Raw genomic sequence first — 16629 nt, forward strand, 5'->3', positions numbered from 1 at the left:
AGATCGTGGGCCTCGCCGAGGAGCCGGTGTCCGGCCGGGTCAAGACCCGCCTCACGCCGCCGTTCGGCTCCGTACAGCGCGCCTGGCCGAGGGCGCGATCGAGAACTGTTGAGCGCGGGGATGTCGGCAGTGGCCGACGCGGGATGAATGTCAGCGGCCTACCTGGTCAGGCACCGGAGACGACACTCTCTGCCCGGCGAGCGATCACCACGCAGGAACCGGGACGACGACCGGCGAGGGAGCGCCATCCCAGGTCACCCGAATCTCCCGTGGGATGCTGTGCGCCGGTGACGAGCTGAGCCTCACTTCAACCGAAGCGCCCGGCTGGTTCACGCGTGGCCGTGTTCCCAGGCCCAGGCGGCGATGCCCACGCGGTTGCGGACACCGAGCTTGCGCTGGACATTGGCCACGTGGGTCTTGGCGGTGCCGGCCGAGATGAACAGCTCGGCGCCGATCTCGGGGTTGGACTTGCCTGCGGCGACCAGCTTGACGATCTCCAGCTCGCGGTCGCTCAGTGGCTGTTCGCCCGGCACGCCGGTGCGGGCGGGTGACGGGGTGAGGTGGCGCAGCAGGCGTACGGTCACCGAGGGGCTGATCAAGGCATCGCCGGCGGCTGCCGCCCTGATGCCCTCCACAAGGAGCACCGGCCCCGCGTGTTTGAGCAGAAAACCACAGGCTCCTGCACGGAGCGCGGAGTGCACGTACTCGTCGAGGTCGTAGGTGGTCACGACGATCACCCGCATCGGTGCCGTCACCTCGGGGCCGGCCAGGCGTCGGGTGAGTTCGAGCCCGTCCATGCGCGGCATGCGGATGTCGGCGACGACCACGTCCGGCCGGAGCTCGCGGGCGAGGGCGAGCGCGGTCACGCCGTCCGGCGCCTCGCCCACCACCTCCAGGTCCGGCTGGGCCTCGAGGATCGTGCGGAAGCTGCGTCGGACGGTCGGCTGATCGTCGGCGATCAGAACCCGGATGGTCATGGGAACACCGCCTTCACGACCCAGCCGCCGCCGGCGGCGCGGCCGGAGGTGAACTCGCCGCCCAGCGCCTGCACCCGCTCGGCCAGCCCGGCCAAGCCGACGCCGACGCGTTCGGCGGACGGCAGACGCGGCAGGGCCTGGTCGCGCGCATGGTCGGCCACGGTCACGACGACCGCCCCCCTTTCGTCGGTCACCTGAATGGCGACGCTCGACCCGGCCGGCGCGTGCTTTCTGACGTTGGTGAGCGCCTCGACGACGATGCGGTAGATCGTGGTCGCGACCTCGCGCGGCACCGGGCCGGATGGTTCGACGCGCATCTCGGTGTCGGGGAAGCCCGCGTCGGCGAAACGCCGTACCAGATCGGGCAGGCTGTCGAGCCCGGGCAGTGGCTCGGCGGAGGCGCTCTCGCCCTCCAGTTCGCGCAGCATACGCACGGTCCGGTCCATCGACGCGAGTGCCCGCGCGCCGTCCTCCTCGATCGCCCGCAGTGCCGCCGCGGCCTCGGACGGATCGCGGTCGAGCAGGATCTGCGCCGCCTGGGCCTGGATGACCATGGCGCTGACGTCGTGGGCGACGAAGTCGTGCAGGTCGCGGGCCAGCTGCAGGCGCTGGGTGCGGCGGGCGTGCCTGACCGCCTCGACCCGGTGCCGGTCGAGGGTGCGGAGATAGGCGCCGAGACCGATTGCGCCTGCCGTGCCGATGGACCAGAAGAGGGCGAGGGCGACCGCTTCGAGGCCCGAGGGCGGCGGCTGAGTGATCTGCAACGCCAGCAGCGCTTCGGAGGTCGCGGCCACCGCCACCGCCGGGACTGCCTGCCGTACGGCGGCCCAGCGCACGGTCAGCGTGATGAGCGTGAGCACGGCAACCGTGTGGGTGTAGGTCGACGGACCGCCGGAGATGCCGGGACCGGCCAACCAGGCGAGCGTGCACGTCGCGCCGACCACACCCGCGGCCGCCGTGATCGCCGCGAGGAGGGGGCGTGTCCTCGGCCACCAGACAAGCGACATGGCCGCGACCGCGACTGCGAGCATCGCGGGCACGACGACGAGCGGGCTCGGAAGCGGCCGCAGGACTAATGCGAGCGCGAGCGCGCCGGTCACCACCAGCCCACCTGCAAGAAGTCTCATAGCGGCACCTTAGGGCAGCGGCCCGCGCCGGCGAATCGGCCGATCGGCAGATGTCTTCCTCCCCGCGTGAGCGCAGTCTGGGAGCTGACCCCAGAAGCCGGGAGGCGACGATGGTACGGAAGAGACCGGTGATGTTCGGCGCGCTGCTGCCCAGCGCCGTCTGCGGAGCACCCGGCTACCACCAGTGGGCGGGCGGCGGCGGGTCCCGACCCGCGAGCCGTCGACGGTGCGGGCCTGTTTCGCCGGGGCCGATGCGAGTGCGAGGGCTCCGGTGATCGCCCTGACGTGTACGGCGGGCGTCCTGGTCGCCGCCGTCGCCCTGAGGTGGCGGGGGGATGCCCGTCCCTTCTGACGAACAGCCCTTGAGATCCTTCGGGGTCCTGCGGTCCCTCCAGAGCCATGAACAGCCGTTGGCGCTGAGAACGATCTCGCTGGGGCACCGGCCGGCAGAAGTGGACGCGGGATGACTGCCGGCCGGCCTTCGCCGTCACCTTCGACGGCCTGGCCCCGACGACCCGATGGATCAAGATCGAAAAACACCGCTATCCAGTTATCCAGACAGTCCCGGAGGCAGAAGAATGACCATCAACCTGCTGCACAAGGCTCCCGCCACCAGCGACACTGAACAACCCGTCCCACGCTGGGCGCTGCGTGCCGCCTACGCGCTTCCCTGGCTGCTGCTGCCCTCGTGTCTGTGGAGATTGCCGTTCGCCTTTCACTTCGACATGGGGCAGCTCAACGACGCGCCTGTGTCGCCGTTGTGGATCACCATCCCGTACGTCTTCGGGCTCAGTGTGCTCACCGAACTGGCGGCGCTGCTCAGCATCGGTCTGGTGCGCCGGTGGGGCGAGGTGGCCCCAGGTTGGATCCCGATCGTCGGCGGCCGCCGCGTGCCGCCGATGGCGGCGGTCGTTCCTGCCGTGGCCGGTGGGCTGGTGCTGACCGCGGTCTCGGTCTGGATGGTACTCACCTGGGTCGGCGTCTCCGGCCGCATGGCGTACGAGAACGGCTGGTGGCAGGCGCTGGCCATGGTCTGCATCACCCCGCTCGCGCTGTGGGGACCGACAGTGCTCGTCCTGGCCCACGCCTACCACCGGCGCCGCCGCCACGCCTGAAGGCGCTGCCAGTCATGGATCTCCGTCGACGTGCCGACATAGCCGTGGCGCGCCGCGCTCCAGAACGTTGCAGGAAAGAGCCCTTCCGTGATGTGACGTGGCGGTGTGCGGCGGCCAGGTGGTCGCGCCAGTCGGTGATCTCGCGCGAGGTGACGGCCGGCAGGTGGTCGTGGCCGAGGCCGTCGGTGAGCCAGGCGATGAAGCGCCGCCCATGGCGGGCTGTCTCAGCGGCGACTTCGTCGGAGCGCACTCCGCGGCCGGCCAGGGTGAGGCAGCGGCCGGCCCAGGCGGTGAGGCCGTCGTCGGTGTCGGCGAATCCCTCGGAGAGCCCGACAACCTTTCGTGAAGTGCTTCTGGCGGGATCCTGGTTGCCTTGGCGGGAGGTCGAGCTGGGGGTGCGGGAAGGTGGGGTGGTCAAGTGGTGATGCGGTCGAGCCACTCGGTCAGCAGCGTCTTCTCGGCGGCGGTGAGCGTGTCGACGTGGGGGAGAGCGGCGTGCAGGGCGACGGCGGCGGTCACTGGTCCGGGTTGGCGTCCGATGGGCTGGTCGGTCGTGATGGCAGCGATGACCGCTTCGCGGGCGGTGGGTGACAGGGCAGGGTCGCGCTGATCTTCGGGCGTGGCGATGAGGGCGAGGGTCGTACCGGAGCCGGCGGCGTGGACGAGACCGGCGGCGAGTGCTTCGGGCACCCGTAGGCGGCCTGCTTCGGCGATGCGTCGGATGTGGTGGGCCAGGATGTCGGCGGCGGCACGGGCGGCCGGTGAGGCGGCGGCGCGCGGCCGGCCGTACATGAGCGTGTAGAGGGCGGGGCGCGCCAGGCCCAGCTCCACGTGCAGGTCCCACCCTCGGCGCAGGTCGGCTACGGGATCGTCGGACAGCGGAACGGCGGACTTGGTGTCGAGGTAGGCGTGCAGGCCGTGGGTCGCGACCGCGTCGAGCAGTCCTTGCTTGTCGCCGAAGAAGCGATAGATGGTCGGAGGTTGCACCCCTGCGGCAGCACTGACCGCTCGGGTGGAGACCGCCTCCTCGCCGCCCTCCCCCAGCAACTCCAGGGCTGCGGCGATGATGCGCTCGCGCGGGGAGTCGACCTCTCTGCTGTCCACGTGGCCAACGATAACACAACCGTGTTTCCGTCGTTATTAACAGTGCTATGGTCATCATGGTTCCAGCGATAGCGAGCCGGCTTCGGCGGTTCGCACTCATGAGAGGGAGAAAGCGATGATCATCGTCACCGGGGCAAGTGGTCAGCTCGGCGGTGCCGTCGTGGACCATCTGCTGCGGCTCGTAGCCGCCGAGCAGATCGGTGTCAGCGTCCGCGACCCGCGGAAACTCGCGAGCCTCGCCCGACGTGGCGTGCGGGTCCGGCACGGCGACTTCGCCGAGCCCGCGAGCCTGCGGGAGGCGTGGGAGGGCGCGTCCCACGTGCTGATCGTGTCGGCGAACAGCACCGGCGCCGAAGCCGTGCGCCTGCACCGCAACGCCATCGACGCCGCTGTGGCGGCAGGCGCCAAGCGCATCCTCTACACGAGCCACATGGGCGCCGACCCGTCGTCTCCGTTCCCGCCGATGCCCGACCACGCCGCCACCGAGGAAGCCCTGCAGGCGTCGGGAACGGCGTTCACCTCCCTGCGCAACGGCTTCTACGCCTCGACGGTGCCCCAGCTGCTGCGGCACGCGCTGGACACCGGTGAGCTACGCGTCCCGCAGGACGGACCCGTCGCGTGGACCGCCCACGCCGATCTTGCCGAGGCCGCCGCACGCATCCTCGTCGACGGTCGATTCGACGGCCGCACCCCGCCGTTGACCGGCCCGGAAGCGATCGACATGACTCGCGTGGCCGAGATCGCGTCGCGCATCACCGGCCGAGCGATCCGGCACGTCGTCATCTCCGACGAGGAATACCGGCAGGGTCTGCTGTCGGCCGGGCTGCCCGCACCGGCGGCCGAGCTGATGGTCGGCATGTTCGCCGCCAGCCGGCGCGGCGACTTCGGGCCCGCCGACCCAACCCTGGCCGATCTCCTCGGCCGTCCCGTGACGACGATCGAGGACTACCTGCGCGGCTCGCTGCCCACCACGGACAACTGACCGGCCGACGGTCCCGTGCTCGTCGCGAGGCCCGTGACCTCGGAAGACGACCTGCTGCACGGTCGGCGGTGTCCCGTCGCGCTCATGCCTGCCCGTGCCGCCGGCGGTTCCGGCTCACGCCGGCGAGACCGCCGGGACGTCCAAGAAGCTGGGAAGGATTCATGAACGATGTGGCGGTCCGGCGGCCCTCAGCCGCGTACGCGAGGCGTTCGAGTTCAGGTGGCGGTGGCCACCTGGGTGGCGGGCGACAGCCGGTCGCGGCGGTCCAGGCGCCGGACGGCCGCCGCGGAGGCCAGGCCCGCGGCGGCCAGCAGCGCCCATGGCAGGCCGGCCGGCCCTGCTGTGCGGGCCACGTCCAGCAGGGTGCCGGCCACCAGGTTCCCGGCCAGGATGCCGGCGCCCGAGGCCAGGTTGTAGATCCCGTAATAGGTGCCGATCAGCCGGTCGCCGGCCATGTCGGCGATGGTGGCCATCTCGAACGGGAAGGCGATCAGCGTGCCCGCGGTGAGGAGGACGGTGCAGGTCAGGACGGGCAGCATCGCCCATCCCCCTGCCGGCGGCAGGTGTGCCAGGGCGGCCGGAGGCAGGAAGGCGACGCCCATGAGCGCCAGGCCGCGGCTGATCGCCTGGCCGCGGCTCCACCGCTGCGCGCACCAGGCGGTCAGGCGTACCTGTCCGGCGATGCCGAGCAGCGCCGACACCGCGTACAGGGCCATCACCCCTGCCTGGCCGCCGCCCAGGCGTTGCACCTCCAGCGGCAGGGCCAGATACATCTGGAACGACAGCGCGTAGGAGGCGATCATCGCCGCGGCGAAGGAGAGGAACGCCCGATCGCCGAACGCCTGCCGCCACTCGCGCAGCACCGGCCGGCGGGCCGGACCCATGCCGCGCCGCCGTGGCAGGCAGAGCCCCTGCAGGACGGTCAGTACGGCGAAGATGGCGGCGGCGGACAGGCACACGGCGGTGAACCCGGCGTTCAGCAGGGCGATGCCGGCCAGCGGTCCGAGCAGGATGCCGCCCTGGTAGAAGACGTTGAACACGGCGAACGCGGCCACCTTGCGCTCTTTCGCCTCGACGGCGAGGCAGGCACGGGCCGCCGGGTTGAACAGCGCGCCGGCGAACCCGGTGAGCACGGCGGCCACGATCAGCAGCGGCACGGACGTGGTCAGCCCGAACAGCGCGAACCCGAGGGTGCGCAGCGCGCATCCGGCCATGATCATCGGCTTGTAGCCGATCCGGTCCGCCAGGGTGCCGCCGATCAGGAACATGCCCTGCTGACTGGCGTTGCGCAGGCCCAGGATGAGCCCGATCGTCCAGGCCGCCAGGCCGGCGCCGACGGCCAGGTGCTGGGCCAGGTAGGGCATGAGCATGTAGAAGCCGAAGTTGATGCCGGCCTGGTTGATCTGCAGCAACTGGATCGGCCGGTCGAAGGACCGGAACTCCCGCAGCGTGCCCCTCATCGCGTGCCCGCCTGCGGGCCGGTCGAGGGGTCGGCAGGGGCATCGGTCGAGGGGTTGGTCGGAGGACCGGCGGGGGAGTCGGTCGGAGGACCGGCGGGGGAGTCTGTCGGAGGGTCGGTCGGAGGGTCGGCGGGGGAGTCGTGCGGGGGGCCGGTCGGGGGGTCGGCGAGGGAGTCGGTCGGAGGGCCGGCAGTGGAGCCTGTCGGGGCGTCAGCCGGGAGGCCGGCCAGCGGGTCGGTCACATTGACGCACCGGGTCCAGCGGTGGACCTCGCGTTCGGTGGGCACGCTCAGCACGTCCGGCTCATCGGCGGGGCCGCTGCCGAGCAGCCCGTGGGCCTGGCAGTAGGTGTCGTCGAAGACGGTGCTCCAGTATCGCCAGGGCCCGTCGGGGAAGACGGCGACGATCGTCTGCTCCGGGTTGGTGCGAGCCAGCCAGCGGGCCACCAGGGCGACGGCGCCGGTGCTCCAGCCGCCGGACAGGTAATGCCGGGCGGCCAGAGTACGGCAGGCCCACACCGCCTCGACGGGGTTGACCCAGTGCACTTCGCTGAAGGCGTCGTAGGCGACGTTGCGCGGGTGGATGCTGGAGCCCAGGCCACGCATCAGCCGGGAGCGGGCCGGCTGGCCGAAGATCGTGGAGCCGACGGTGTCGACGCCGACCAGCCTCAGGCCGGGGAAGTGGCGGCGCAGCACGCCGAAGATGCCCGCGCTGTGCCCGCCGGTGCCCACCGAGCACACCAGCACGTCGATGTGGGCGAGCTGGGCCAGCAGCTCGTGCGCCAGCCCGGCGTAGGCCTCGACGTTGTCCGGGTTGTTGTACTGGTCGGGACAGTAGGAGCCGGGAATGTCGTTCAGCAGCCGCCGCACCCGTTCGCGGCGGGCCCGCTGCCAGCCGCCGGTCGGATGCGGCTCGGTGACGATCTCCAGGCGTACCCCGTAGGAGGTGAGCAGCCGGCACATGAGCGGCTCCATGCCGGGGTCGCCGACCAGCACGACCGGATGGCCGAAGACGATGCCGGCCAAGGCCAGGCCGAGGCCCAGGGTGCCGCTGGTCGACTCGATGATCGTCACGCCCGGGGCCAGGTCGCCTCGGGCGCGGGCCTGGCGGATCATGTGGAGAGCGGGCCGGTCCTTGATGCCGCCCGGGTTGAAGCCTTCGAGCTTGGCCCAGAACCCTCCTGTTCCCGGCACGAACGGCTCGGAAATGAACGCCAGCGGCGTGTTGCCGACGGTGAGCGAGAGCGAGGAACATCCGGCCGATGACGCTGCTTGCGGGCACGCGAAAATCGCGGGTGATGACATTGACGAATCTCCGAACGGGACAACGCGATTCGCGGCGGCGTGACACAAGAGCGCGATGGCCGCGAACCACGTGCGGACGTGGGCGACTGACGGATGTCGCGGGTCCTATATGCGCATCACACAGAGATTCGCCCGGCAGGGCGCGGCAGGGCGAGCCTGGGCCGCCCGGCGTGGAGGGGCCTCGACGCCGCCGGTGACAGAGGCGATGGACAGGGTCGCCGGCATCGCCACGAAAGTCGGCAGGTCCGCCGGGCCGATCGCCGAACAGTCCCGCTCGGTGCCATGCCGATGATCCTCCGGGAGACTGCGATGCTGGCACAGCTCGTCATGATCAGCCGGCTCGGCGGCGCTGAGGCCCGGCGGAGCGCCGTGGGTCGCCAGCTCGGCCAGCTCCATGGCCGCACAGGCCCCGCCATGGGCGAACGCCACATCGAGGACCAGGGCGATCGCCAGCATCACAGGGGCCATCAACCGGCCGGCCCGAGATGCCGCCGGCCCACGGGAGCGAACTGTGCGTGTCATGAGCATCACCTACAGTAATGCTCGTTGCGGTGGCCTGGCGCGCTGGGCCGTGGCAAAGGTTCCGGTAAGGCTGTTCGTCCTGCCTCCGCCGCGTCGACGGGCTTGAGCGGCAACCGAACGGAAAACGGCGTTAGCGAGCCGGTTCGGACGGAGTTACCGCCGTTGGCCGGTCGGCTCCATCTACGCCGGCACCGTCCGCGCCTACGACGTGGTCACCATGCTGCAGCGCGACGGCCACCCGACCGCGCTCGGGGAGGCCTTCGCCTCCTGCGACCGGATCTTCAAGTCCCTGCACATCCTGGCCTGCATCGACACCGACGAGACCTGCCGCCGCGACATCAAGCACATCCGCAACCTGCAGGAAGGCCGCCACGCCCTGGCCCGCAAGATCTGCCACGGCAGGAGGGAGGTGAGCTGTACCACCGCTATGAGCGGGGCCTGGAGAACCAGCTCGGCGTGCTCGGCCTGGTCCTGGACTGCGTCGTGCTGTGGACCACCGGCTACCTGGACGCCGCCGTCCGACAGCTCAAGGCCCAAGGCTGCCCGGTCCGCGATGAGGACATGGCCCGCTTGTCACCGTTCGTGAACCGGCACCTGGGGGTCCACGGCGCCTACAGCTTCGTCCTGCCCGAGCCGGCGCCCGGCGCCATCCGCGACCTGCGCGACCCCGACGCCGCCGAGGACGACGACCTTTGACACCTGGAAAGCGCCGCGAGCGCATCGGGGCAGGTCAGGTCGCTGGGCTGGTCACCAGCTCGATCTCGATGGCCGGCACGCCGAGGGCTTCCTTCTCCGGCCCGTAGATGCGGCGGATGTCGGCGAGCCGCTGGTCGCGGGGCTGGCCGGGTTGACCTTCTCCGGGCCCTCGGTGTCCAGGAATTCCTCGAACGAGCCGAACCGGGCGACCCTCTTCACGGATGTTGATCTGCCGATCTCCCGAGTGGAGGCGAAGGCTAGCCGAGGATACGGGTGAGCAGACCGGTGAGCGTGTCACGCTCGGTGGCCGATAGGGCGTCCAAGATGTCGTGTTGAACCCCGGTGAGTGTCGTATCCAGGTCTTCGAGCCGTCGTCGCCCGGCGGCGGTCAGGGTGACCAGGTTGCGGCGCCGGTCGGCGGGGTCTGGGGCGCGCACGACGTGACCTTGTTCTACCAGCTCATTGAGCATCGTGTTCATGTCACTCTGGTCGATTCCGCATCGTTGGCCGATCTGCACCTGGCTGTCCGGGCCGAACTCGTCCAGCGCGGCGAGGATCGCGAAGTGATAGGCGTGCCCACCGGCAGCGGTCATCGTTTCCTTTATGAGTCGATGCGCCCGAGCGGAAGCCCTGTTGATCAGCCAGCTGGGTTTGCAGCGCAGACGGGCTGGCGCTTCGTTCATCTCCACGCACGAAGCCTAAGCCAATCCCTTGGTTCATCCAACGAAGTGGGATACTCTTGGTTCGACCAAGATTGGTCGAACCAAGAGATTGAAGGTAGGAACGATGTCGCTCACTTTGGACGAAGCTCGGGCCGTCAGCGACCGCGTGCGCGAGCACCCTGCCAGAATCGGCGCGACGGTTACGGTCGCAATCGTCGACGGCGGCGGGCACCTGCAGGTTCTCGATCGCATGGACGGCGCGTCTCCGATGTCGGCCCGTATCGCCCCGGCGAAAGCATCCAGCGTTGCGCTGTTTCGTCGCGACGACAGTGACCTGATGGGCCTGCAGCAGGCCTACCCGGCGGTGTTCGCGCAGATAGTTGACGTGGCGGGAACACCCATCGTGGCCGGTAGGGCCGCTCGGCTGATCCGGCGCGGCGATGTCGTCGTCGGTGCGATCGCGATCGCCGGAGGGACGCTCGAACAGGATGACCAGTGCGCCGATGTCGGGGTCGGCTCCCTGTCACCCTCCGCGTCAGCATAGGCCTGGCCACCTGGTCAGGAGCTCCACGTAGCCGCGCCTCTCATCGGAGCCCTCGACGACAGGAGGTCTCCATGCTCGCCCTGCACCTGCTCCAGTCCGCGCGGTCGCCGTCCGCCCACCAACCCCAAACCAAGCCACGGCGATCCACGCGGCCCCTCCGGCCACGAACGCTCACCTAACCCCCTCCACTAATCATCCACAGCTGGCCAGAACCGCGCTGATCCGCTCGGCCAAGAGCAATGCACCGTGCAGCCGTATGGAGTCGGGGATTCATGTCTCGACGGAGGGGGCGGAACCGTGGCCGCCGACGCTGCCAGCCCCGCCGAACGGGAAGCCCACAGGGTCTACGCCACCCGCATCCGAACGGCCAACGGCGGTAACTCCGCCTGAACCGGCTCGCTAACGCCGTTTTCCGTTCGGTTGCTGCTCAAGCCGCGTCGAGCGGGGGCACCGCCCGCCGGGCGCTTCCAGGACACCGTGGCCCGGGAGTTTCCGGGTCAGCCGCGGGTTCGTCCGCCGGAACCGCGGGTCGATCGCCGGACGTGGTCACGACTGTCGCAGGGCACGCCTCTCACCCGACACCGCGGACCGAAAGGGGCAGCCCGCATGCCAGGGGCCACCCCGTCGGTCCGAGGTGTCAGTGAGCTAGCGGACGCGGACGAAGATGGGGTTGGAGTAGAACCACAGGTCTTCCCATGGGCTCTCCTTGCCGTCGGCCTGCGGCTCCATCTCGTCGGTGCTGGTGCCGCGCACCCGCAGGTAGCTGTCCTGGCCCACCTCACGCAGGGTGTGCCTGATGACGTGGTCCTGGCCCTGCCGGCGCCAGTCGTTCGGGCCGAACCGCGCCACGACCTTGGTGGTGGGGTTGGTGTCGGCGTCGAGGTCGGCGCTCACGCCGGTGACCTGGCCGACGATCAGGTCGACCCGCCGCACCTGCGGCCGGTCGCCGTTGGCGTTCTCGCCGTCCAGCGGCCGGAACCGGATCTCGACCTCGACGTCGGTGCGGTTGCGGCGCTCGACGACGAGCGTCTCGCTCACCGTGGCCTTGCGCCCCTGGCTGCCGGCGGTGATGTCGAGGGCGGTGATCAGGTCGCCGGTGGTGACGAAGATCCGGCCGTTGCGCAGGGCGTCCATGATGTCGCCGTAGTCCTGGCGCGCCGCCACGTACGTCTTGCTGTACTCGCCCGGCCAGAAGTCCGAGCCGCCGCGCGTCCAGTGCACGTGGGAGTCGGACGTGGCGGTGATCCACCAGTGCCGGCCCTCGCCCAGCAGTGCGTCCCACAGGCCGCCGACCCGGGCGGTCATCTGGTCGAAGCCGCCGTACGTCGGGTGGTTGCCGTACCCGCCGCGGGCGCCGCCGTTCAGCGGGCCCGCCTGGTGGCCCGGGGCGCCCTCGAAGCCGACGTAGACGTCGGGCGCCGCGTTGTTGCCGTTACGGAACTCGCGCGGGGTGTCCTGGCCCCACACGCCCAGGCCCGTCGCCGACCGGGCCGCGTGGTGCGCGATCACCAGCGGCTTCTGCCGCATGTCGCGGGCGGCCTTGAGGAACTCCACCATCTTGGCCTCGGTGTCGCGGCCCGGATCGCTGGGGAAGGCGTCCAGCTTGGCGAAGCGGCTCTCCAGCTCGAACAGCTGCAGGGCCTCGTCGGCGTGGTGCGGGATCATCAGGGTGTGGTGGTCCAGGGCCGGGGCGTCGAACTCCATCCCCCAGAACTGCAGCACCTCCGGCACCAGCACGCGCGAGCGCAGCAGGTCGGGGTAGGCCTGCTCCAGGTTGACCTTCGAGTGCGTCGGCCCACCGTGGTCGGTGCACATCGCCCAGGTCAGGCCGAAGTACTTGGACATGATCGCATTGGTGACGATGGGGTAGACGGCGTCGGCGCCCTTGCGGAAGGTCGGCGGGTTCGTCTTGGTGTCGAACGAGCCGCTGTACTCGGAGTGGATGTGGTGATCGCCCGCGCGCCACATGCGCCCGTTGTTGCCGCCGTTGCCGAACTTGCGCTCGTCGTCCGCCTGCGCCGGGGTGCCGCCCACGAGGGGGGCCGCCGCGGCCAGGGTCGCGCCGACACCGGCGTACTTGACCAGCCGGCGCCGTGAAAGCCCGGATTGCTCGGACTCCTGGGCCTTCTTGTTCTTCACAGTGAAGCCTCTCGTGCAGGGTGGGGTGCCAGTCCACAAACCTCCAAGAGAGCCTTTAACGTGGCATGAACGGTGGCCGGGATGACCGAGAACAACGAGTTGCCACTGCTCAGAGCGTTACCCGGCCGCTCACACCCGGGGCCGTGCCGTCGGCGGCGATGCGGCGGTCCAGGCCGCCACAGGCCGGCACCGCCGCCGGGCGCCGGCTCCCTGAGCGGTCGGCGTCATGGGCGCGCCGGACATGCCCGGCCTCGGCCCCGCGTCCGGGCGCCCGCAGTCGCGGCCGAAGCGCTGGTGGGCGTCGTCGCCATCGCGGGGGCCGTACTATCCGCACCTCGCCGGGCGAACGCGTCAGCGCGGCAGGAGTCTGAGCGTGGTGGCGCGGGCGGAGGCGGCGACCATCGGCTCGACGTAGGAGCTGTAGCGGCCGTACTTGGCGCGGTAGGCGGCGTCGACGCGGTCGTTGACGGCCGGGTCGGTCTCTTCGGCGAAGGCGACGTCCTTGGTGACGCCTGCGGCGCTGACGCGGCCGGAGTGGCTGGCGCGGGCGGCGCGGAACCACGCTCCGTCACCGCCACGCCAGGACCGCACGAACAGCTCGTCGCCGTCGCGGACCACCCAGATGGTGGTGGGCTCGCGCAGGCTGCCGTCGGTGCGCTGGGGAGCGATGTCCACTTCCTCGGCGGTGGCGATGCGCTGCAGTTCTTCGCTGGTCCAGACAGTCATGGGCGTGTCTCCTTCGCGGGTGGCTGAGAGCCGCTGATGGATCGGGCGGCGGCACGGACCCGGTGCGCCGGAGCGTGCGGCAGGGCGGAGCAGCAGCCGGGCGGTCGATGCCGCGAGGCATCAGTGCTTGTCGTGCCCCATTGACGCCGGCGGTCACGGATCGGCGGCACTCGATCGTGGGTTCCACATAGAAATCTACATTGTAAAGGCGCGGGCTTGGATCAAGATCACCGACCTGTCACAGCACACAACCAAGAACAGCGACGGTGAGCTCTCAGCAGGCCGGATAGGGTGATATGCGGCGTTTTGGGTGGGTTGAGCCGGCGGCCGGTGGACCCAAGGGCGAGGGAGACGAGTGGCGGAGTCGTTCGGCACGTTGCTGCGGAGTTTGCGTCATACGGGCGGGCTGACGATCGAGGAGCTCTCCCACGCGTCCGGCGTCAGCGTTCGGGCCATCGGCGACATGGAGCGCGGCGCGAGCCGGGGGCCGCAGCGGCGCACCGTGGAGGCGCTGGCCGATGCGCTCCGGCTCGACGACGCGCAGCGGACGGCGTTGTCGGAGGCGGCGCGTGCCGGCCGGCCTCGTCAGGAGGCCGGCGCGCCGGGCGCGTGTGAGTTGCCGCGTGGCGTGGGGGACTTCACCGGGCGGGTGCGGGAGTTGGCCCTGCTGCGCGAGTGGGCGGAGGCGGCGGGTCAGGGCAGGACCGCGGTCGTGGCGGCCGTTTCGGGGGCGGCCGGTATCGGGAAGACGGCGTTGGCCGTGCGGGCCGCCGGGGAGTTGGCGGACCTGTTCCCCGACGGGTGCTTCTATGTGGATCTGCGGGGGATGGACCCGGTTCCGTTGGACTCGGGGACCGTGTTGTCGCGGTTGCTCAAGGCTCTGGGGGTGACGGAGCGGCGCATCCCGGCCGATGAGGAGGACCGCGCGGGTCATTACCGTGCTCTGCTGCGTGAGCGGCGGTGCCTGATCGTTCTGGACAACGCGGCGCATGAGGGGCAGGTGCGGCCGCTGCTCCCTTCGGATGGTCCGGTGATGGCGCTGGTGACCAGCCGGCGGCCGTTGGCGGGGCTGGAGGGTGTGCATCAGATTCCGCTGGCGCATCTGGCGTCCGAGGAGGCGGTGGCGCTGCTGAGCGCGATCGTGGGTGAGGGGCGTGCGGGGGCGGAGTCGGAGGGCGTGGCGCGGGTGGCGAGCCTGTGCGGGAATCTGCCGTTGGCGTTGCGTATCGCTGGGAATCGGTTGCAGAGCCGGCCGGGGTGGACGGTCGGGCACCTGGCCGCGCGGCTGGGTGATGAGGGACGGCGGGTGGAGTCCCTGGCCGCCGGGGATCTGTCGGTGGCGGCGGCGTTCGCGCTGTCGTATCGGCAGCTCTCCGTGGAGGCTCGGCGGGTGTTCCGGCGGTTGGCGTTGGCCGTGGCGCCGGATTTCGGGGTGCCGATGACGGCCGTCCTGGCCGAGCTGGGTCCGGGGGAGGCGGAGGACGCTCTGGAGGAGCTGGTGGATTGCGGTCTGTTGCTGTCGCCGTATCCCGGTCGTTACCGCTTCCATGATCTGGTCCGGCTGTTCGCGCGTGCGCGGTTGTCGGAGGAGGAGTCCATCGTGGCTCAGCGGCAGGCGCGGCGGCGGATGGACGACTGGTTGCTGGAGGTGGCGACGGTCGCCGGGCGCTGGTTCGAGCCGGATCATGGTGCGCCGCCGCTGGAGTGGAGTTCTCCTGTGGCGCTGGACAGCTCGCAGGAGGCGCAGGAGTGGCTGCAGCTGGAGGGTGAGGCGTGGCTGGCGGCCTTGCGGCAGGCGGCGCGGGTCGGGGAGAACGCGCGGGTCGTCGAGGTGGCCGGGGCGATGCACTGGTTCTCGGACCTGTGGATGCACTGGGGGCACTGGCCGGAGGTGTTCGAGTTGTCCGCCGGGGCCGCTCGTGCGATGGGGGACCGTGCGCAGGAGGCGGCGCATCTCAACTATCTGTCGTGGGCGCGGACGTACTGTCAGGCGCGTCACGCGGAGGCGGAGGCGACCGCTCTGCGTGCCCTGGAGCTGGCCCGTGAGGTCGGTGACGTGCGTCAGCAGGGGTGGGCTCTGGTCTATGCCGCGTGGGCGTCGTGGGCGCGTGACGACGAGCCGAGCCTGGAGGTCGCGCTGGGCTATACGCGGCAGGCGGTGGAGTGCTTCCGGCAGGCGGGGGACACGGAGGGGTACGCGCACGCCATGGTGAGCGTGGGGAACTGTCTGCGGCGGGTCGGCCGGGTGGAGGAGTCCGTGCGGCACAGCCTGGCGGTGGTGGAGCGGCTGCGTGATCCGGCGTTCGGCGGGTCGCCGGCGATCGTGAGCCATGCCGTGGGCGCGGCGCTGGATCTGGTGGGGGACGGTTACCTGGAGCTCGGCCGCTGGCAGGAGGCCGCCGACCATTATCGGCAGGCGTTGTCGGAGTTGCGCGGGCGGCCGATCGTGCGGGCCATGGCGGTGTCGCTGCTGAATCTGGGCAAGGCGCTGGTCCGGCTGGGGGAGGTGGAGGAGGCTCGGGAGGCGTTCCGGGAGGCGGTGGAGCTGTACGAGGGGGCTGGTGACACGGCGCGGGCGGCGCGGGTCGTCAGGGAGCTCGATCAGCTGCGGTCAGGGGTCCATGAAGCGCTGGATGAAGGTCAGGGCGGTGCCGCAGACCTCGCGCCAGCCGCTGTCGACGGTCAGTGAGTGGCCGCGGCCGGGCATTTCGATGATCTCGGTCAGGTGGTGCCGGTTGCGGGCGTGATTCTGGTAGGTGGCGTGGGCGAGGGGCCAGGGTGCGGTGCGGTCGAGTTCGCCGGTGATGATCAGTAGCGGGCCGCGGTCGTGGGCCGTGTGGTGGATGTCCGGTTCGGTCCAGGGGTGGCGCGGTCGAGTCGCGGGGGTGTGGAGCGTCTCGTACAGCCGCTCGGCTTCCTGCTCGTGGACGGCGTTGGCGAAGGCGTGGCGGAACCGGTCGTAGCCGGGTGGCGGGGTTTCGCGGGTGGGGCTGACGGCGACGGAGGCCGCGGCGAGGCCGCGGCCGGCGAGGACCTGGGTGAGCAGCGCGCCGGTGGAGTGGCCGATGATGGCGGGTCTGCGTTCGAGCCGGCTGATGAGGGCGGTGAGGTCGGTGAGATCCGCTCGGGCCGGTGGGGTGAGGGCGGCGTATCCGGCTTCCTCGAACACGGGGGCCCAGCGGCCCCAGCCGGTGGGTGGCCGCCAGGGGCCGGGGAGGAAGAGGACGGGGACTTGGGGCACGGTGTGACGTCCTGGGTGGGGAGGCGGTCC

15 protein-coding genes and 1 pseudogene are annotated in these 16629 nt (G+C 70.8%); 6 read left to right on the forward strand and 10 right to left on the reverse strand.

From position 1 onward, the window contains the following. Nucleotides 1-329: 329 nt before the first annotated feature. Together ACIBG4_RS25470 and ACIBG4_RS25475 are read right to left on the reverse strand one after the other, a co-directional pair. Nucleotides 330-977, reverse strand: coding sequence for a response regulator (locus ACIBG4_RS25470; protein WP_397203932.1), 648 nt, complete (start codon nucleotides 975-977; stop codon nucleotides 330-332). Continuing rightward, the gene (locus ACIBG4_RS25475) at nucleotides 974-2104 is read right to left on the reverse strand and encodes a sensor histidine kinase (RefSeq protein ID WP_397203934.1); all 1131 of its coding nucleotides are present in this window, start codon (nucleotides 2102-2104) and stop codon (nucleotides 974-976) included. The genes ACIBG4_RS25470 and ACIBG4_RS25475 overlap by 4 nt, the downstream gene beginning before the upstream one ends. Nucleotides 2105-2682: 578 nt before the next feature. Between ACIBG4_RS25475 and ACIBG4_RS25480 the strand changes: the two genes are divergently transcribed. Beyond that, nucleotides 2683-3219 (forward strand): hypothetical protein, encoded by a 537-nt coding sequence (locus ACIBG4_RS25480; protein WP_397203935.1) that lies wholly within the window; start codon nucleotides 2683-2685, stop codon nucleotides 3217-3219. Between the two features lie 414 nt (nucleotides 3220-3633). On the opposite strand, the gene ACIBG4_RS25485 is transcribed toward ACIBG4_RS25480, so the two are convergent. Further along, nucleotides 3634-4323 (reverse strand): TetR/AcrR family transcriptional regulator, encoded by a 690-nt coding sequence (locus ACIBG4_RS25485; RefSeq protein WP_397203936.1) that lies wholly within the window; start codon nucleotides 4321-4323, stop codon nucleotides 3634-3636. Nucleotides 4324-4438: 115 nt separating this feature from the next. Here ACIBG4_RS25485 and ACIBG4_RS25490 point away from each other — a divergent pair, with 115 nt between their 5' ends. Beyond that, the gene (locus tag ACIBG4_RS25490) at nucleotides 4439-5305 is read left to right on the forward strand and encodes an NAD(P)H-binding protein (RefSeq protein WP_397203937.1); all 867 of its coding nucleotides are present in this window, start codon (nucleotides 4439-4441) and stop codon (nucleotides 5303-5305) included. A gap of 215 nt (nucleotides 5306-5520) precedes the next feature. Here ACIBG4_RS25490 and ACIBG4_RS25495 read toward each other — a convergent pair whose 3' ends face one another. The 3 genes from ACIBG4_RS25495 to ACIBG4_RS25505 form a co-directional block, all read right to left on the reverse strand. After that, nucleotides 5521-6765: an MFS transporter gene (locus ACIBG4_RS25495; protein WP_397203938.1), complete on the reverse strand. Its 1245-nt coding sequence runs from the start codon at nucleotides 6763-6765 to the stop codon at nucleotides 5521-5523. Next, nucleotides 6762-8069 carry a PLP-dependent cysteine synthase family protein gene (locus ACIBG4_RS25500; protein WP_397203939.1) on the reverse strand — a complete coding sequence of 436 codons (1308 nt, stop codon included), beginning with the start codon at nucleotides 8067-8069 and terminating at the stop codon, nucleotides 6762-6764. Before ACIBG4_RS25500 ends, ACIBG4_RS25495 begins: the two co-directional genes overlap by 4 nt. 105 nt (nucleotides 8070-8174) lie before the next feature. Beyond that, nucleotides 8175-8528, reverse strand: a complete 354-nt coding sequence (locus ACIBG4_RS25505; RefSeq protein WP_397203940.1) for a hypothetical protein — start codon at nucleotides 8526-8528, stop codon at nucleotides 8175-8177. A 241-nt stretch (nucleotides 8529-8769) separates the two neighbouring features. On the opposite strand from ACIBG4_RS25505, the pseudogene ACIBG4_RS25510 reads away from it, so the two are divergent. Continuing rightward, nucleotides 8770-8979 (forward strand): annotated as a pseudogene (locus ACIBG4_RS25510) (Tn3 family transposase); the annotation flags it as partial. Nucleotides 8980-9005: 26 nt separating this feature from the next. After that, on the forward strand, nucleotides 9006-9287 hold the full coding sequence (locus ACIBG4_RS25515) for a Tn3 family transposase (protein ID WP_397203999.1): 282 nt from the start codon (nucleotides 9006-9008) through the stop codon (nucleotides 9285-9287). Between the two features lie 257 nt (nucleotides 9288-9544). Here the strand turns inward: ACIBG4_RS25515 and ACIBG4_RS25520 are convergent, their stop codons facing one another. After that, complete coding sequence (locus ACIBG4_RS25520; protein WP_397204000.1) at nucleotides 9545-9970, reverse strand: MarR family winged helix-turn-helix transcriptional regulator; 426 nt, start codon at nucleotides 9968-9970, stop codon at nucleotides 9545-9547. A 103-nt stretch (nucleotides 9971-10073) separates the two neighbouring features. On the opposite strand from ACIBG4_RS25520, the gene ACIBG4_RS25525 reads away from it, so the two are divergent. Further along, a complete protein-coding gene (locus ACIBG4_RS25525; protein WP_397203941.1) occupies nucleotides 10074-10493 on the forward strand; it encodes a heme-binding protein in 420 nt (139 codons plus the stop codon). Between the two features lie 645 nt (nucleotides 10494-11138). Here the strand turns inward: ACIBG4_RS25525 and ACIBG4_RS25530 are convergent. Next, nucleotides 11139-12632, reverse strand: a complete 1494-nt coding sequence (locus tag ACIBG4_RS25530; RefSeq protein ID WP_397203942.1) for a phosphoesterase — start codon at nucleotides 12630-12632, stop codon at nucleotides 11139-11141. A gap of 351 nt (nucleotides 12633-12983) precedes the next feature. Then, nucleotides 12984-13358 (reverse strand): DUF2255 family protein, encoded by a 375-nt coding sequence (locus tag ACIBG4_RS25535; protein ID WP_397203943.1) that lies wholly within the window; start codon nucleotides 13356-13358, stop codon nucleotides 12984-12986. A gap of 355 nt (nucleotides 13359-13713) precedes the next feature. Between ACIBG4_RS25535 and ACIBG4_RS25540 the strand changes: the two genes are divergently transcribed. Continuing rightward, complete coding sequence (locus ACIBG4_RS25540; RefSeq protein ID WP_397203944.1) at nucleotides 13714-16047, forward strand: ATP-binding protein; 2334 nt, start codon at nucleotides 13714-13716, stop codon at nucleotides 16045-16047. Here ACIBG4_RS25540 and ACIBG4_RS25545 read toward each other — a convergent pair. After that, on the reverse strand, nucleotides 15970-16599 hold the full coding sequence (locus ACIBG4_RS25545) for an alpha/beta hydrolase family protein (RefSeq protein ID WP_397203945.1): 630 nt from the start codon (nucleotides 16597-16599) through the stop codon (nucleotides 15970-15972). The two genes, ACIBG4_RS25540 and ACIBG4_RS25545, sit on opposite strands and share 78 nt — an antisense overlap. Nucleotides 16600-16629: the final 30 nt, after the last annotated feature.

Origin of the sequence: Nonomuraea sp. NPDC050383, from assembly GCF_044459125.1 — a bacterium.
Taxonomy (GTDB): domain Bacteria; phylum Actinomycetota; class Actinomycetes; order Streptosporangiales; family Streptosporangiaceae; genus Nonomuraea.

What these genes read in the sequence shown, in the direction of transcription:
- ACIBG4_RS25470 (WP_397203932.1), bottom strand. Translation starts at nt 977, where the DNA reads ATGACCATCCGGGTTCTGATCGCCGACGATCAGCCGACCGTCCGACGC.
- ACIBG4_RS25475 (WP_397203934.1), bottom strand. Translation starts at nt 2,104, where the DNA reads ATGAGACTTCTTGCAGGTGGGCTGGTGGTGACCGGCGCGCTCGCGCTC.
- ACIBG4_RS25480 (WP_397203935.1), top strand. Translation starts at nt 2,683, where the DNA reads ATGACCATCAACCTGCTGCACAAGGCTCCCGCCACCAGCGACACTGAA.
- ACIBG4_RS25490 (WP_397203937.1), top strand. Translation starts at nt 4,439, where the DNA reads ATGATCATCGTCACCGGGGCAAGTGGTCAGCTCGGCGGTGCCGTCGTG.
- ACIBG4_RS25495 (WP_397203938.1), bottom strand. Translation starts at nt 6,765, where the DNA reads ATGAGGGGCACGCTGCGGGAGTTCCGGTCCTTCGACCGGCCGATCCAG.
- ACIBG4_RS25500 (WP_397203939.1), bottom strand. Translation starts at nt 8,069, where the DNA reads ATGTCATCACCCGCGATTTTCGCGTGCCCGCAAGCAGCGTCATCGGCC.
- ACIBG4_RS25520 (WP_397204000.1), bottom strand. Translation starts at nt 9,970, where the DNA reads ATGAACGAAGCGCCAGCCCGTCTGCGCTGCAAACCCAGCTGGCTGATC.
- ACIBG4_RS25525 (WP_397203941.1), top strand. Translation starts at nt 10,074, where the DNA reads ATGTCGCTCACTTTGGACGAAGCTCGGGCCGTCAGCGACCGCGTGCGC.
- ACIBG4_RS25535 (WP_397203943.1), bottom strand. Translation starts at nt 13,358, where the DNA reads ATGACTGTCTGGACCAGCGAAGAACTGCAGCGCATCGCCACCGCCGAG.